This is a genomic window from Archangium gephyra (genome assembly GCF_042230915.1).
GTDB classification, from domain to species: domain Bacteria; phylum Myxococcota; class Myxococcia; order Myxococcales; family Myxococcaceae; genus Archangium; species Archangium gephyra_B.
Genome location: NZ_CP102578.1, coordinates 11,649,308 through 11,663,282, shown reverse-complemented (window position 1 = coordinate 11,663,282; position 13,975 = coordinate 11,649,308). Strand labels below are relative to the sequence as shown.

The window sequence follows — 13,975 nt, the reverse complement described above, 5'->3', positions numbered from 1 at the left end:
TTGGACGGCGGCCACTGGCGTGGGTGGGCTGTTGGAAAGGCGGCAGCGGGGTAGGGTGCGCGGATGAAGAGCAGCAAGAAGCGCGGAGTGCTGGCGCGCGGCGCCCGGTGGTTGGGATTGTTGGGGGTCATCGCACTCGCCGCCACCGCCGCCGATGCGTGGACCGCGATGGGGAAGAAGGCCAGTGGGGAGCGGCGCGCCCGGATGGAGCGCTCGCCGCAGTGGCAGGGCGGCCACTTCGAGAACCCGCAGCCGCTCTCCAACGACTGGTGGCGCTCCATGACGGCCATGTTCGCCGCGAGCCCGTACGTGGGCCCCGCCGAGCCGCTGCCCACGGTGCCCGGAGATCGCCGCCGTTTCGAGACGCCCCCGGCCACGGGCCTGCGCGTCACCTGGCTCGGCCACTCCTCGGCGCTCATCGAGCTGGACGGCCACCGCGTCCTCACCGACCCCGTGTGGAGCGAGCGCGCCTCGCCCCTGGGCTGGGTGGGCCCCAAGCGTTGGTACTCGCCCCCCATCGCGCTCGGGGAACTGCCGCCCGTCGACGCGGTCGTCATCTCGCACGACCACTATGATCACCTCGACCATCCGACGCTGGTGGCGATGAAGGACTGGGACACCACCTTCGTCGTGCCACTCGGGGTGGGCGCGCACCTGGCGTCGTGGGGCGTGCCCGAGGCGCGCATCGTCGAGCTCGACTGGTGGGAGCGCACGCGGGTGCGGGGCTTGGAGATTGTGGCCACGCCCGCGCGTCACGCGTCGGGGCGCACGGGCATCGACAAGGACGCGACGCTGTGGGCGGGCTTCGCGCTGCTGGGCCCGGAGCACCGCGCGTACTACTCGGGCGACACGGGGCTGTTCCCCGCGATGAAGGACATTGGCGCGCGCCTGGGGCCCTTCGACGTGACGATGATCGAGGTGGGCCAGTACCACAGCGCATGGCCCGACTGGCACATCGGGCCCGAGCAGGCGGTGCTCGCGCACCGGATGGTGGGAGGCCGCGTCCTGCTGCCCGTGCACTGGGGGCTGTTCACCCTCGCGGCCCACGGGTGGACCGAGCCCATCGAGCGTGTGCTCGCGGCCGCCGCGCGGGAGGGGGACACGGTCGTCATCCCCCGGCCCGGCCAGAGCATCGAGCCCGCGGCCCCGCCCGCGCGCGAGCGCTGGTGGCCGCAGCTGCCCTGGGACACCGCGGCGCAGCACCCCATCGTCTCCACAAAGATGAACTGAGAAAGTCTATTCCCTCTCCCCCGGGAGAGGAGAGTTTATCGCCGGGGGCGGTTGCTCACGACGTTGTTCGGGTCGTGCCAGTCCATTCCACAGCCGAAGCACTGGGCGGCACGAGCCGTGCGAAGCGGGCCACCGCAATAGCGGCAGGAGGGCCGGCGTTCGAGGGGCTCGACGGGCTCGAGCCGCAGGGCGGTGAGCGCCTCGAGGCGGAGGGAGAGCCGTACCCGCTGTTCCTCCCGGTCCGGTTCGAGCTCCAGCATCACTTCCTGGCCCTGGACGCGTACACGGAGGAACAGGTCATCGCCCTGTTCTTCAATCGGGAGGGTCTTGTCCAGGAGGTACCCCGCCAGGCCGCCGTCCTCGATCAACTCCCGGCGCTCGCCATGGACGAGGAAGACGTTGGGGCCATCCTCCCAGCGCTGGGAGCGGGCCACGTATTCGATGACGAGGCACTCCGCTCCCTCCGCCACGGCCGCGGGCAGGACGCGATCGAGCAAGGGCTGCACCCTGCGCTGGTACATGCGCTCCCGGCGGACCGGCTCGGGAATGGGGCGGAACGCCGAGACGGCCCGCGCCATCGCCTCCTTGTACTCCGGGGCCTCGGGTCCCTTCGCCGATCCCCAGGCGTGCTGGCACTTCATGCAGTGCAGGCTGGGCGCGCCCTCGAGCATGTCGCAGCCGCCGAGGCGGAGCAGTCCCTGGTCGGCCATGTCGAGCGCTCGCGTGTTGGGGAGGCCGTACACCAGAGGCACCACATCGGGAGCGCCGCAGCGGGGACACGTCGAGGGCATGGACGTATCATGACGCCATCATGGCGAAGAGAGGGAGGGCCCACCGCCATCGGTCCTCCCGGGCCCGGTCGGTTGATGTCTGTCGTTGCCCTCTTCCCCGGGTCTCCCCTTCCGGTGGGGCTCGTCACTCCCCGGAGGGCGCTGGCTCGAATTTCGACCCGGGGCCGTGCGCGGGAGGCGTAGGCTGGCACGCCGTGGCCCCGACTCCTCCGTTGCTCGATGACATGCTCGTCTTCGCCGAGGTGGTGAGCGCGGGAGGCATCACCGCGGCGGCGGCGCGGCTGGGGTTGCGCAAGTCGACGGTGAGCCGGCGGCTGGCGGCGCTGGAGGAGCGGCTGGGGACGCGGCTGCTCGAGCGCAACACGCGGCGGCTGAGGCTCACCGAGCCGGGGCGCGAGTACCACGCCCACTGCGCGCGGCTCGTCGCGGAGGCGCGGGCGGTGAACCGGGCGGTGAGCGAGTCGCGCGGCACGCCCCGGGGCACGCTGCGGGTGGCCACCTTCTCGCTGCTGGGCGAGCTGCTCACGCCGGTGCTCGCCGAGTTCCTCCTGCGCCACCCGCAGGTGCGCGTGCAGCTGTCGCTCGCCCAGGCGCACGTGGACCTCATCGCCGAGGAGTACGACCTGGCGCTGCGCACCGGGCCGCTGATGGACTCGTCCATGGTGGCGAAGCAGCTCGGACACGTGCGCACGGGTTATTACGCGAGCCCGGCCTACCTCAGCCGGCGCGGCACGCCGCAGTCGCCGGAGGCACTCGCGGGCCACGAGTGCGTGCTGATCGCCGAGCCGGGCACGGACGAGGTGTGGTTCTTCACGGGCCCACGAGGCTCGCGCACGGTGCCGGTGAGCGGCCGGTTGCAGGTGCCCAGCGTGCGAGCCGGACATGCGGCGGCGCGGGCGGGACTCGGGCTGGTGCGCCTGCCCACGGTGCTCGTCGCGGAGGACGTGCGCTCGGGCGTGCTCGTCCCCGTGCTGGAGGCGGTGACGCCGCCGGGCCTGCCCCTCTACGCCGTCTACCCGAGCAGCCGGCAACTGCCGTCCAAGGTGCGCGCCTTCCTCGACATGCTCGCCGAGCGCCGCACCGCGCTTCCCTGGGAGCACTGAGGTGATGGGGCTCTTCGCGGAACAATGCATTGCGCGCTGGGCTCTCGTGCGCGCGCGGGGCCGCCGTTAAGTCTTGGCGTGGGAGGTGGGGCGATGGCCATGGAGGCCAGGACGCGTCCACCCAGAAACCGAGGGACACGCCATGACCACGGACATCATCGACCTGAAGGACCCGGACTTCCGCCGCGAGGTGTTGGAGGCGCAGGAGCCGGTGCTGGTGGACTTCACGGCGGAGTGGTGCGCGCCGTGCCGCGCCATCAAGCCGGCGCTGGAGGCGCTCGCCTCCGAGTACAAGGGCCGGGTGAAGGTGGCGCGGCTCGACGTGGACGACAACCTGGTGACGGCGCAGGAGTACGGCATCCGCTCGATGCCCACCCTGCTCTTCTTCAAGCAGGGCAAGGTGGTGGGCCAGATTGTCGGGGCCGTGCCGCGGGCGAAGCTGGCGAGCGCCTTCCAGCAGGTGCTCTGAGGCTAGAGCAGCTCACACGGCGTCTTGCAGTAGTTGCCGATGATGGCCTTCGTCCCGGAGACATTCCCGGAGCAGGCCGCGTACTTGCGCGTGGGTTGCCCCGGCTGGCGCGACACGGTGCACCCACCGCACACCCCGCTCGGCTCCTCCCAGTAGAGGGTCGTCTCTCCAGAGGGGCACATCGGCACGGGCTCCACCCGCTGCTCCACGCTGGAGAGGGTGTCGGGCTGGGTGGACTCGTCGGCGAACTCGCTCCCGCCACAGGCGGCGAGGGTCAGCGACAGGCAGGCGGCGGCGAAAAGCTTCGACAGGCGCATGGGGGCTCCTTGGGGGAAAAACGGGAGCCCCCAGTAAACCCTGAAGCCCCTGCCTACAGCCAGTTGGAGAGCAGCTCCGGGTGCAGCGGCATGTAGGCGATTTCCATGCGCTCCTCCATGTCCGCGTAGGGAATGACGCCGGTGTTGGGAGAGTCCCAGAAACACGGGGAGCGTCTCAACCGGTAGGAAATTCGAGGACTTGACCCAGGTCGCCGCCGCACAGAAGGCTGCCGGGATGGGAGAACAGGAAAGGGCACGGACTGGCGGCCTCGAGCCCGAGAGCGCGGAGATGGCGAGCCTGCGCCGGCAGCTCGAGGGAGGGCTGGAGGTGCTCGAGGGGTACTCCGCGCGCTATCGCGAGCTGTCCGCCGCGCTCCAGCGCAGGGGCTGGAAGGAGCAGCTGCGCCAGGCGCCAGGACTGCTGCGGAACACGCTGGGCGCGGAGGCCGCCCTGCCCGAGGCGCTCGCGCGGCTCCAGCGCCGGGCCGGGCAGGAGCCGGAGGGCCCCGCGAGCCGGTGGCTGCGAAGCCTCGAAGAGGAGCGCACGGCGCTGTCGGGGCACATCGCCCGGCGGCTCTCCCTGCGCGCGGAGGGCTCGCTGGCCGAGCGGCTCGGACGGCTCGAGGCCGTGGCGCTCAAGCCGCTGCCCCTGCCTCCTGGCGAAGGAGAGACGGTGCTGCTCGAGGGCGGCGCGCGCTGGCCCCCCTTCACCCACTTCGTGTTCTTCTTCCTGGTGTGGAGCTTCGTCTCGCCGCTGGTGGGGGGATGGGTGGGCGCGCCGCTGTCCCTGCTCTTCTACGCCTGGTTCTCCCTGCGCACCGGGCACTACTGGCTCACCTCGGAGCGGCTGCTCTGGAAGCCGCGCCTGGGCGAGCCCGTCCAGGTGTCGCTGTCCTCGCTCGAAGATGGCCAGGTCACCGTGGACGCGTCGAGCACCGTGAAGGTGCGCGGGCCCGTCAAGATGACCCTGCGCCACGTGCCGCGGGCCTGGAGGCTCGCCGCGCTCCTCTGCATCCACCGCCGCCCGGAGTTCCGTGTCGTGGCCAGGCGCGGCCCTCCGCCCCCGATGGTCGTGCTGGACATGTACCGCTCTCCTCCGGGTGAGATTCCCTCCACGGAGGCCCTCCCGAGGGGGCTCGGAGTGCTCCGGCCCGGGTACATCGTCTATTTCCCGTCCCTCCGGCGCACGGGGCTGCTCGACGCCCTCACCGCGCCCACGGGAAGCGCGAGCGGGCCCGCGTGGCGCTCGCGCGACAAGGTGGACGTCCCCCTCGAGACGATCCTCGAGCAGCTCCACCTCCTGCCCGAGGAGCGGCTCGACGCGCTCCTGCGCAAGGCCGTCCAAACCAACCCCGAGAACATCCTGTGGGAGCCGGACGAGCTGAAGTGGAACCTGGGAGGCTCGTCGTGGATGGAGCTGGTGCGAGGCGAGGAGGCGCTGTGGGCCGAGGTTCCCTCCTGGGCGGCGCACCAGGCCGTGGGGCGGGTGGTGCGGCACTGGCGCGCGGAGTGACGCGCCGGGGGGAGAGCTGATGGAGAACGTCCGATTCCAGTCCCACGAGCAGGTCCGCGAGCAGGCGGAGGAAGCCTTCCGCGAGCACCACGGGCGGCTGTCCGCGCTGCTGCCGTACGCGGACATCCAGCACGTGGGGGGCACGGCGATTCCGGGGGCCCGGACGAAGGGGGACCTGGACATCCAGGTGCGTGTCCCGCCCGAGCGCTTCGCGGAAGCGGAGGCGGTGCTGGCGGGCCACTACGCGAGGAACGAGAAGAGTGATCGCACGCCCGCGTTCGCGAGCTTCCAGGACGAGACGCTGCCCGTGCCATTGGGAATCCAGCTCACGGCGATGGGAGGCAGCCACGACTTCTTCTCGCGGGCGAGGGACCTGTTGCTCGCGGAGCCGGAGCGGGTGGCGGAGTACGACGCGCTGAAGGCGAGGTGGGAAGGTCGGCCGATGGAGGCGTACCGGGAGGAGAAGGCGGCGTTCTTCGAGAAGCTGCTCGGCGGCACGCAGACGGACGGAGGCACCCAGCAAGTCCCACCCCCCGCAGGGGACGCGGGCTCCTTGGCAAACCCGCCCGGCTCGCGGTAGCGAGGCGGCATGCGGATTCCGGATTTCAAGCTCGAGCGGTACTTCGCGAAGTGGGAGTTCAAGGCGCCCTACCTGCTGTGCTCCTCGGACATCGAGGGCTGGAGGATGAGCGAGCTGCTCGCGCTGGCGGACGAGGACGGGCGCGAGCGTTGGGAGCGGCTGTCGCTGGGCTACACGGAGTCCACGGGGCTGCCGGCGCTGCGCGAGGAGATTGCCCGGCTGTACCCCGGGGTGGGGCCGGAGCACGTGCTGACGTTCGGCGGGGCGCAGGAGGCCATCTTCGTCCTGATGAACGTGCTGCTGGGGCCGGGGGACCACGCGGTGGTGACGTGGCCGGGCTACCAGTCGCTGTACGAGGTGGCGCGGGCCACGGGCGCCGAGGTGTCGCTGCTGCGGCTGCGCGAGGAGGACGGCTGGAAGCTGGACCTGGAGGCGCTGAAGCGCGAGCTGCGGCCCCAGACGAAGCTGCTGGTGGTCAACTTCCCGCACAACCCGACGGGGGCCCTGCCGGACGCGGCGGCGTGGAAGGGCCTCTTCGCGCTGGCCGAAGCGCGCGGCATCCACGTGCTGGCGGACGAGGTGTACCGGCTGCTGGAGCACGACCCGAAGGACACGCTGCCGGCGGGGGCGGAGCTGTCGCCGCGGGGCCTGAGCCTGGGGGTGATGTCCAAGGCCTTCGGGCTGGCGGGGCTGCGCGTGGGGTGGCTCGCGAGCCGGGACACCGCCCTGCTGGAGCGCTGCGCGGCCTACAAGGACTACACCACCATCTGCAACGCGGCCCCCAGCGAGGTGCTCTCCCTCATCGCGCTCCGGGCCAAGGAGCGCGTGCTGGCCCGGAGCCGCGAGCTCCTCGCGCGCAACCTCGCGGTGCTCGATGGCTTCTTCACCCGGCGTGCGGACACGTTCCGCTGGGTGCGCCCGGCCTCGGGAAGCGTGGCCTTCCCGAAGCTGTTGAAGGACATGCCGGTGGCGGAGCTCTGCCAGCGGCTGGTGGAGACGGAGGGCGTGCTGCTGCTGCCCGGGGAGGTGTATGACTTTCCGGGCAACCACTTCCGGCTGGGGCTGGGCCGGACGAACATGCCCGAGGCGCTCGCCCGGCTGGAGCGCTTCTGCGATTCGCTGTGGCCCTGACAACGGTTCGTGAAGCGGAGGCCTGGAGGTAGGGGGCTACGTGGTATGGACGGTGGCTGGCCTGGACGGAGCGAGGGCGAGATGAGCGAGTCGACGACGGAGCGGCCTCAAGACCGGATTGCCACGGGAGTGCCCGGCCTGGACACCGTCCTGCACGGCGGCTTCCTTCGCCGGGGCGTGTACATGCTCCAGGGCCGCCCGGGCGCGGGCAAGACGATCCTCACCAACCAGGTGTGCTTCCACCATGCCTCCCAGGGGGGCCGCGTCCTCTACGCCACCTTGCTGGCCGAGACGCACGAGCGCCTGCTCTTCAACCTCGAGCCGCTCACCTTCTTCGAGACCTCACGCATCCCCTCGCAGGTCTCCTACCTGAGCGCCTTCCAGACGCTCGAACAGGGGGGCCTCAAGGCGCTGGTGGAGGTGCTCCGGCGCGAGGCGCGGGCGCGCCAGGCCACCCTGCTCGTGGTGGACGGCCTGGTGACGGTGGAGGAGAGCGCCCAGACGAAGCGGGACTTCAAGAAGTTCATCCACGAGCTTCAAATCCACGCCAACCTCGTCGGCTGCACCATCCTGCTGCTCACCAGCTCCGGCGAGGAGCCGGTGGGGCCCGAGCACACCATGGTGGACGGCGTCCTCGAGCTGACCGACAACCGGCTGGGCCGGCGCGCCGAGCGCGAGCTGGAGGTGAAGAAGTTCCGGGGTAGCAACTACCTGCGCGGTGGCCACGCCTTTCAAATCACCCGCGACGGCATCGTCGTCTACCCGCGCATCGAGGCGCTCCTGCAGGACCCCTCCCGCGAGGACCCCTGCAAGAAGAACCGGGTCTCCACGGGCATCGCCCACCTGGACGAGATGCTCCAGCGCGGCCTTCCGTGCGCCTCCACCAGCGTCCTCTTCGGCCCCACCGGGGCGGGCAAGACGACGTTCGGGCTGCACTTCCTCAACGAGTCGAGCAAGTCCGAGCCCGGCCTCCTCTTCGGCTTCTACGAGACGCCCCCGCGCCTGCTCCTCAAGGCCGACGCGCTGGGGCTGGACCTCGCGAAGAAGCACAAGCAGGGCCTCGTCGACATCCTGTGGTACCCGCCCACCGAGCGCATCCTCGACGCGCTCGGCAACAAGCTCCTCGCGGCCGTCCGCGAGCGGGGCGTCAAGCGGCTCTTCATCGATGGGGTGGACGGTTTCCGGCAGTCGGCGGCCCACCCCGAGCGCATCAGCCACTTCCTCGCCGCGCTCAACAACGAGCTGCGGGTGCTGGGCGTCACCACGCTCTACACCAGCGAGCTGCAGGAGATGTACAGCCGGGATGTGATCCTGCCCATCAGCGGCATCTCCAGCCTCGTCGAGAACATCTTCTTCCTGCGCTTCGTGGAGATGCGCGCGCAGCTGCACCGGATGCTCTCGGTGGTGAAGATGCGGGACAGCGACTACGACTCCTCCCTCCGGGAGTACCGCATCACCTCCCGGGGCATCCAGCTCTCCGACACCTTCCAGGATGCCGAGTCCGTCCTGTCGGGCAATGCGAAGGCGCTCTCCCCGCCCAAGCGCAAGGGCCTGCTCAAGAAGCGGAGCCGGTAGCCGTGAAGACGCTCCTCGTGGTGGACGATGAGGTCGGCATCACCGAAGCGCTCAACGACTTGTTGAGCGAAGAGGGCTTTCATGTCCTCGTGGCGGGCAATGGGCGGGAGGCCCTGGCGCGCATGGCCGAGCAGCGGCCGGACCTCATCCTGCTCGACTACATGATGCCGGTGATGGATGGGCGCGAGCTGCTGCTGGCCCTCCAGGCCGGCACCGCGCACCGGGACATCCCGGTGCTCATGATGAGTGCCGTGCCCCGCACCAGCCTTCCCCCCGACTGCCAACCCGGGCACTTCCTGCGCAAGCCCTTCACCATCGACCGGCTGCTCGCGGAGGTGATCCGGCTGGTCGGGCGCGGCAGCCCCTAGGCCGCCCGGGCGCGGCTCGCGAAGGCCCGCCGGTCTTTCATCCAGAGCTTCCGGCGCTCCTCCGAGTAGCCGGCGACGGCACCGGGCCGCTGGGAGACGATGAAGCTCATCATCTCCTCGCGCTCGGGCGGGGTGCGGAACCCGATGCGCAGGTCCTTCTGTCCGAGGAAGCGCAGCCGCAGCAGCAGGTTCGTCTGGACGTGGGCCCCGTTGTAGCGGACGTCCTCATCCTCGGAGTGGACCCAGGCCAGGTCCGCGAGGCTCCGCACCTGGAGGCCCCAGGGCGTGAGCGTGAGGAGGAAGTTGTCGGAGAAGACGACGCCGCCCGGCAGTCCCAGCTTCAAGCCGTGGGGGTTCTGCACCTGGAGCCGCGCGGTGTCCCGCAGCTCGGTGTAGAGCCTGGAGCGCGCGCCAGCGCCGGTCTTCTCGAGCGACGCGAGGTTCGGATGGTCCTCCGGCCTGAGCAGGCAGAAGAGTCCGAACCCGATACAGAACAGCGCCATGAGCGGGAAGGGGGCGATGAACAACAGGAACCCCGGCAAGTTCTTGCTGCTCATGTCCCCCATCACGGAGGTGAGTGTCTTCAGACAGAAGAGGGCGATGGGCAGGAAGATGCTACCGGTGATGACGAGCCGCTTGCCGACGCCGCGGATGTGGTCGAGGACGAAGTTGTGCTGCATGAGAGGTGAGGCTCCTGGGACAGGCGGAGCTCCGGAGTGCGGAGGCGCCGCCTCGGGCCCAGTGGAGCACAGGAGCCGGTCCGCGGGCGAGGAGGGGGGCCAGGAGAGCGAGCGCGCGTCCCGGGAAGCCAGGGGGGCCATTTGAATGATGGACCCGGGCGGGCAGGTCATGGATGCTCGGGGGGCCGCCCCGGGTTGGGAGTAGGGGAGGATGACACTCACCCGCGAGGGCTCTTCTTGGAAAACAATCAGCACCGCATCGCGCTGTTCCTCGACTTCGAGAACTTGGTGACGAACACCGGGTTCACCTCCGGCAACTTCGACCTGCAGCCGGCGATGGACCGCCTGCTGGAGCGGGGCAAGGTGGTGTTCCGCCGCGCCTACTGCGACTGGTCTCGCTTCAAGGATGCCAAGGGCAACCTGCACGAGTTCGGCGTGGAGCTCATCGACGTGCCGCCCTCGACGCGCTCGGGGAAGAACGGGGCGGACATGCGCCTGGTCATCGACGCGCTGGAGCTGTGCTACGCGCGCGAGCACATCGACACCTTCGCCATCGCCTCGGGAGACAGCGACTTCTGCCCGCTGGCGTACAAGCTGCGCGAGAACGGCAAGCAGCTCATCGGGCTGGCGGTGAAGGAGGCGACGAGCCCCCTCTTCGTGAAGGCCTGTGACGAGTTCATCTACCTGAAGCCGCGCACCCGGGCGGAGAAGGACAAGGAGAAGGAGAAGCGGGCCCACGAGCAGGAGGAGGGCGGACGCCGCGGCAAGCACGGCAAGGGGCACGGGGAGCGCCAGGGCAAGGAGCAGGCGCAGGGGCACAAGGGGAAGGCCGAGGGCTCGAAGACCGAGGTACCCGAGAGCGTGGTGGAGGTGGTGCAGCGCCTGCTGGCGAGGACCACCGGGACGCTCAACCCGTCGCTCATCAAGGAGGCCCTGGTGCGCAAGGAGCCGGACTTCGACGAGCGCGACCACGGCTTCTCCTCCTTCACCAAGCTGCTGTCGGCGCTGGAGCACGAAGGGGTGCTCAAGCGGGTGCAGCAGGGCCGGCAGTGGTACGTGGTGGCGCCGGACGCGGCGCCGCTGGAGCCCACGCCCGAGGCGAAGGGCCGGGGCCGGGCCGCGCGTGCCCCCGTCGAGGAGGAGGACGAGGAGGAGGTCTACCCGGATCCGGTGGACGACTTCTGAGTCACGCCGGGGAGCGGAAGGGCGGACTATTTGCCCTTCTGCTTTGGGTGGTGGGCCTCGATGCGCTGCTTGAAGTCCTGCATCAGCTCATTGGGGATGGGAATCGAGAGGTTGTACTGGGCGATCTTCCAGGTGCCCCCGTCCTTCACGAGCACGCCCGAGCCGCGGGCCGGGCCCATGTTGGGCGTGGAGAGCGCCTCGTCGAACCAAGCCACGGCGCCGTCCTTGGAGAAGCTCACCTGGCGGGACACCGGGGTGAAGCTCCAGGCCTTGCCCTTGGAGAAGTAGGGTTTGGCCCAGGCGCGGAACGCGTCACGCGTCCAGCGCTCGGTGGCATCCGTGCCGAGGTAGACGGCGTCGGGCGTGAAGTGGCCGAAGTAGCGGGCCTCGTCCGCCTGGGCGGCGGCCTTGTGCCAGTCATCGAGCACGGCGTTCACGGCGGCGGTGGGCGTGGAGGCGGCGGGCGTTCCCGCATCGGGCGTGGCGGTCAGCAGGGCGAGGCAGAGCAGGGCGGCGGTGGGCATGGGCGGCATGAGCGCTCGTGCGCACGGATTGGTCAAGGTCTGCTCATCTCGGAACTGGTGGTGCTGCCGGGCCCGTTGAGGCAGGGGCCTAGAACGCCTTGTACCCGGCCAGGGCGATGCGGACGATCTCGGTCCGGAGCGTGTCTTCGGACTGTTCGCTCGCCCAGTTCAGGTGGGTCTCGAGGCTGTGGCCTTCTTCCATGTTGCCCGCGATCACCGCGCCCTGCTTGATGTACGCGAAGACCTGCTGGAGCCTGTCCCTGCCCAGACGGCGCACCTTGGCCATCGTCTGATCGACGAGATAGTCGACCTCGCCGTTCACCACCGCGTCGGTCTGACCGCGGGCCCAGCGGCGGTGCGCTTCCAGGTCCGTCGCCGACTTGCCATCCGCGATCTGCCATGCGTTCTTGACGTAGGCGAACACGTTGGCCCGCTGCTCCTGGGTGATCTCCGGCCCGCCCGTGAGGAAATAGGTCTGCGCCTGGGCGTTTCCGGAGAAGAAGAACATCACGCCCAGCACGAGGAGCTGCCCGGCGAAGTGGCGAAGCGAAACCATGGACCATCCTTCTTTCGTTGAGGTGGATGCGGCGTCCTGCTGACGGGCCGTGGGCCTGTTTATTCTTGTCGGTGAAGGTGCGCCGGTGCGTCCCTTGCTCGCGCGTCCCTGGGTGAGGGATTGTTGGGGGGCTGTCCAGGAGACCCTCCATGGCCCCGCCCCTTCCGCAACAGACGGCTGCGCGCGTCGCACCCGTGTCCCAGAAGCAGACCGCCCGGGACGTCATCAACATCGTGGTCATGGTGGGCGGCACCGTGGATCCGATCAACAGCGATCCCAAGGTCCGCTCCTCCAGCTACCGCAACCCCAAGATTCCCGAGCCTCCTGATCCCAATGTGAACAACGATCCGGATTGGTACTGGGGGGACAACAAGGACCTCCGGATTCCCCTCGAGGACCTTCGGAAGAAGTATCGCAACCTGCACCTCTTCGTCGCCCACGGGTGGACCGGCGACAACTCGCCCACCAACCGGCGCATTGCCGGGGCGTACCTCGCGGACCGGCTGTGCGGAGGCAATGGCGAGAAGGCCTACTACAAGGGCTTTCTCCACAGCGAGGTCTCCATTCACCTCATCGGTCACTCGCATGGCGGCAACGTCATCAACGAGTTCACCCACCGGGCGGCCACCTCCAAGCAGTGGCCGAAGCAGTGGAAGATCCGCAGCATCACCTACCTGTCCACGCCCTTCTTCACACGGCTGCACCCCGTGGACACCGGTGCCTTCCACAAGGACTGCCGTGTCCTCAATGTCTACTGCAAGTACGACCTGACCCAGCGAGTCATCGCCGACTTTTCGCTCCACCCCCTCAATGACGTGCTTCAGCAGGTGCGCGCCTCCGAGTTGGTGGAGCGGATCGCCCAGGTAAAGTTCGAGACCGGGCTCCTCACGAGCGCCATGCTGTCCGTGGATGCGCAGCTCACCGGCAACAAGTGGTACCAGCTCGATCCCAAGCTGCTGATGGACGCGGAGGAGGGCAGGAAGCTCTACGAGGGGGTGCTCTCCACCCTGAAGCAGGTCCACGCCGTGTTCGACAAGGCGCGGGAGATCATCGGCAGGTTCAACCAGGGCATCGACTACCCGGTGCCCAAGGAGCTGGACGCGAAGCTGACGAAGCATCGCCAGGTGATGAGCGACGCGCTCGCCTCGAAGTTCCGCCTCCGGTTGGACGAGATCGAGCGGGGGCTGGACAAGACGAAGAAGGCCTTCCTGGTCCGTCTCAAGAGCGGCAAGTTTTCGCACAAGGGCTTCTTCGAGGACATCCATGTCATCGCGTTCCTCCAGCCGCTGCTCAGGTTCCTCGCGGTGGATCGCACCAGCCTGAGGGGGCCGCTGTGGGACCTCGTGTACGAACTGCTCAAGGAGCAGATCCACGAGTTCGACAACACGAAGACCACCCCCGCCGACCAGCTCAGGGGGACGCCGTTCGCGACCCGGATCGTGGACCTACCCATCACGGAAAAGGACAAGTTCTTCGGCCAGGGGAAGGATGCAGCCTTCGACAAATTCATCTCACGGCTGGAGGGCATCGAGGCCCGCTATGCGGAGACTCCCTCCCAGCATGCGCTGATGGACCTGCTCTTCACGCTCATCGCCCAGATGGAGCCGCTGAGGACCGCGGTGTCCAATTGGGCAACCGCGGTGGACTGGTACGAGGGCATGTTGCGCAGCCAGGCCTGGGTGAAGTCGGGGCTGGGAACCCAGACGGATCAGGACAAGCTGGTGCTGCGGTTCGTGCAGATGCTGGAGAGCTATGCGCTCATCTTCAAGGCACGCGACTGTGGGCCGATGCAAGTGGATGATCCGTCCAAGCAGGAGAAGGGGGCGCCTCCCCTGGGCAGCATTCCGTACTTTGCGATCAAGGCGCACTCCACCAGCCGCCAGGAACTGTATCCGAAGGTAAGGACGGCCCTGGAAGGCCAGTTCGATACGCTGCCGCGTGCGGGGCGCTGAG

At 69.1% G+C, this 13,975-nt stretch carries 16 protein-coding genes; 10 read left to right on the top strand and 6 right to left on the bottom strand.

Annotated elements, in window-relative coordinates; genetic code table 11:
- Positions 1 to 63: 63 nt before the first annotated feature.
- The gene (locus tag NR798_RS46230) at positions 64 to 1,230 is read left to right on the top strand and encodes an MBL fold metallo-hydrolase (protein WP_375769028.1); all 1,167 of its coding nucleotides are present in this window, start codon (positions 64 to 66) and stop codon (positions 1,228 to 1,230) included.
- A 35-nt stretch (positions 1,231 to 1,265) separates the two neighbouring features.
- Here NR798_RS46230 and NR798_RS46225 read toward each other — a convergent pair whose 3' ends face one another.
- Entirely contained in the window at positions 1,266 to 2,021 is a 756-nt protein-coding gene (locus NR798_RS46225) for a hypothetical protein (protein ID WP_375769027.1), read from the bottom strand.
- A gap of 194 nt (positions 2,022 to 2,215) precedes the next feature.
- Here NR798_RS46225 and NR798_RS46220 point away from each other — a divergent pair, with 194 nt between their 5' ends.
- Both NR798_RS46220 and trxA read left to right on the top strand, forming a co-directional pair.
- On the top strand, positions 2,216 to 3,124 hold the full coding sequence (locus tag NR798_RS46220; protein WP_375769026.1) for a LysR family transcriptional regulator: 909 nt from the start codon (positions 2,216 to 2,218) through the stop codon (positions 3,122 to 3,124).
- Between the two features lie 142 nt (positions 3,125 to 3,266).
- Positions 3,267 to 3,593 (top strand): thioredoxin, encoded by a 327-nt coding sequence (gene trxA, locus NR798_RS46215; protein ID WP_375769025.1) that lies wholly within the window; start codon positions 3,267 to 3,269, stop codon positions 3,591 to 3,593.
- 2 nt (positions 3,594 to 3,595) lie between these two features.
- Here the strand turns inward: trxA and NR798_RS46210 are convergent, their stop codons facing one another.
- Together NR798_RS46210 and NR798_RS46205 are read right to left on the bottom strand one after the other, a co-directional pair.
- Positions 3,596 to 3,910, bottom strand: coding sequence for a hypothetical protein (locus NR798_RS46210; RefSeq protein WP_375769024.1), 315 nt, complete (start codon positions 3,908 to 3,910; stop codon positions 3,596 to 3,598).
- A 53-nt stretch (positions 3,911 to 3,963) separates the two neighbouring features.
- A complete protein-coding gene (locus NR798_RS46205; RefSeq protein ID WP_375769023.1) occupies positions 3,964 to 4,089 on the bottom strand; it encodes a hypothetical protein in 126 nt (41 codons plus the stop codon).
- 56 nt (positions 4,090 to 4,145) lie between these two features.
- On the opposite strand from NR798_RS46205, the gene NR798_RS46200 reads away from it, so the two are divergent.
- The 5 genes from NR798_RS46200 to NR798_RS46180 all read left to right on the top strand — a co-directional run bounded on the left by NR798_RS46200 (position 4,146) and on the right by NR798_RS46180 (position 9,077).
- Complete coding sequence (locus NR798_RS46200; RefSeq protein WP_375769022.1) at positions 4,146 to 5,423, top strand: hypothetical protein; 1,278 nt, start codon at positions 4,146 to 4,148, stop codon at positions 5,421 to 5,423.
- A 19-nt stretch (positions 5,424 to 5,442) separates the two neighbouring features.
- Positions 5,443 to 6,003 (top strand): GrpB family protein, encoded by a 561-nt coding sequence (locus NR798_RS46195; protein WP_375769021.1) that lies wholly within the window; start codon positions 5,443 to 5,445, stop codon positions 6,001 to 6,003.
- A 9-nt stretch (positions 6,004 to 6,012) separates the two neighbouring features.
- Positions 6,013 to 7,134 carry an aminotransferase class I/II-fold pyridoxal phosphate-dependent enzyme gene (locus NR798_RS46190; protein WP_375769020.1) on the top strand — a complete coding sequence of 374 codons (1,122 nt, stop codon included), beginning with the start codon at positions 6,013 to 6,015 and terminating at the stop codon, positions 7,132 to 7,134.
- 81 nt (positions 7,135 to 7,215) lie between these two features.
- Complete coding sequence (locus tag NR798_RS46185) at positions 7,216 to 8,709, top strand: RAD55 family ATPase (RefSeq protein WP_375769019.1); 1,494 nt, start codon at positions 7,216 to 7,218, stop codon at positions 8,707 to 8,709.
- Between the two features lie 2 nt (positions 8,710 to 8,711).
- The gene (locus NR798_RS46180; protein WP_375769018.1) at positions 8,712 to 9,077 is read left to right on the top strand and encodes a response regulator; all 366 of its coding nucleotides are present in this window, start codon (positions 8,712 to 8,714) and stop codon (positions 9,075 to 9,077) included.
- On the opposite strand, the gene NR798_RS46175 is transcribed toward NR798_RS46180, so the two are convergent.
- Complete coding sequence (locus NR798_RS46175) at positions 9,074 to 9,757, bottom strand: hypothetical protein (protein WP_375769017.1); 684 nt, start codon at positions 9,755 to 9,757, stop codon at positions 9,074 to 9,076. The genes NR798_RS46180 and NR798_RS46175 overlap by 4 nt on opposite strands.
- Before the next feature lie 237 nt (positions 9,758 to 9,994).
- Here NR798_RS46175 and NR798_RS46170 point away from each other — a divergent pair, with 237 nt between their 5' ends.
- A complete protein-coding gene (locus NR798_RS46170; RefSeq protein ID WP_375769016.1) occupies positions 9,995 to 10,942 on the top strand; it encodes an NYN domain-containing protein in 948 nt (315 codons plus the stop codon).
- Positions 10,943 to 10,968: 26 nt separating this feature from the next.
- On the opposite strand, the gene NR798_RS46165 is transcribed toward NR798_RS46170, so the two are convergent.
- Complete coding sequence (locus NR798_RS46165; protein WP_375773926.1) at positions 10,969 to 11,466, bottom strand: nuclear transport factor 2 family protein; 498 nt, start codon at positions 11,464 to 11,466, stop codon at positions 10,969 to 10,971.
- An 88-nt stretch (positions 11,467 to 11,554) separates the two neighbouring features.
- Positions 11,555 to 12,022, bottom strand: coding sequence for a hypothetical protein (locus tag NR798_RS46160; RefSeq protein ID WP_375769015.1), 468 nt, complete (start codon positions 12,020 to 12,022; stop codon positions 11,555 to 11,557).
- 149 nt (positions 12,023 to 12,171) lie between these two features.
- Here NR798_RS46160 and NR798_RS46155 point away from each other — a divergent pair, with 149 nt between their 5' ends.
- The gene (locus NR798_RS46155; protein WP_375769014.1) at positions 12,172 to 13,974 is read left to right on the top strand and encodes a hypothetical protein; all 1,803 of its coding nucleotides are present in this window, start codon (positions 12,172 to 12,174) and stop codon (positions 13,972 to 13,974) included.
- Position 13,975 lies beyond the last annotated feature (1 nt).

Coding starts and splice junctions, on each gene's coding strand:
- NR798_RS46230 (WP_375769028.1), top strand. CDS start 64: ATGAAGAGCAGCAAGAAGCGCGGAGTGCTGGCGCGCGGCGCCCGGTGG.
- NR798_RS46225 (WP_375769027.1), bottom strand. CDS start 2,021: ATGCCCTCGACGTGTCCCCGCTGCGGCGCTCCCGATGTGGTGCCTCTG.
- trxA (WP_375769025.1), top strand. CDS start 3,267: ATGACCACGGACATCATCGACCTGAAGGACCCGGACTTCCGCCGCGAG.
- NR798_RS46210 (WP_375769024.1), bottom strand. CDS start 3,910: ATGCGCCTGTCGAAGCTTTTCGCCGCCGCCTGCCTGTCGCTGACCCTC.
- NR798_RS46200 (WP_375769022.1), top strand. CDS start 4,146: ATGGGAGAACAGGAAAGGGCACGGACTGGCGGCCTCGAGCCCGAGAGC.
- NR798_RS46195 (WP_375769021.1), top strand. CDS start 5,443: ATGGAGAACGTCCGATTCCAGTCCCACGAGCAGGTCCGCGAGCAGGCG.
- NR798_RS46190 (WP_375769020.1), top strand. CDS start 6,013: ATGCGGATTCCGGATTTCAAGCTCGAGCGGTACTTCGCGAAGTGGGAG.
- NR798_RS46185 (WP_375769019.1), top strand. CDS start 7,216: ATGAGCGAGTCGACGACGGAGCGGCCTCAAGACCGGATTGCCACGGGA.
- NR798_RS46175 (WP_375769017.1), bottom strand. CDS start 9,757: ATGCAGCACAACTTCGTCCTCGACCACATCCGCGGCGTCGGCAAGCGG.
- NR798_RS46165 (WP_375773926.1), bottom strand. CDS start 11,466: ATGCCCACCGCCGCCCTGCTCTGCCTCGCCCTGCTGACCGCCACGCCC.
- NR798_RS46160 (WP_375769015.1), bottom strand. CDS start 12,022: ATGGTTTCGCTTCGCCACTTCGCCGGGCAGCTCCTCGTGCTGGGCGTG.
- NR798_RS46155 (WP_375769014.1), top strand. CDS start 12,172: ATGGCCCCGCCCCTTCCGCAACAGACGGCTGCGCGCGTCGCACCCGTG.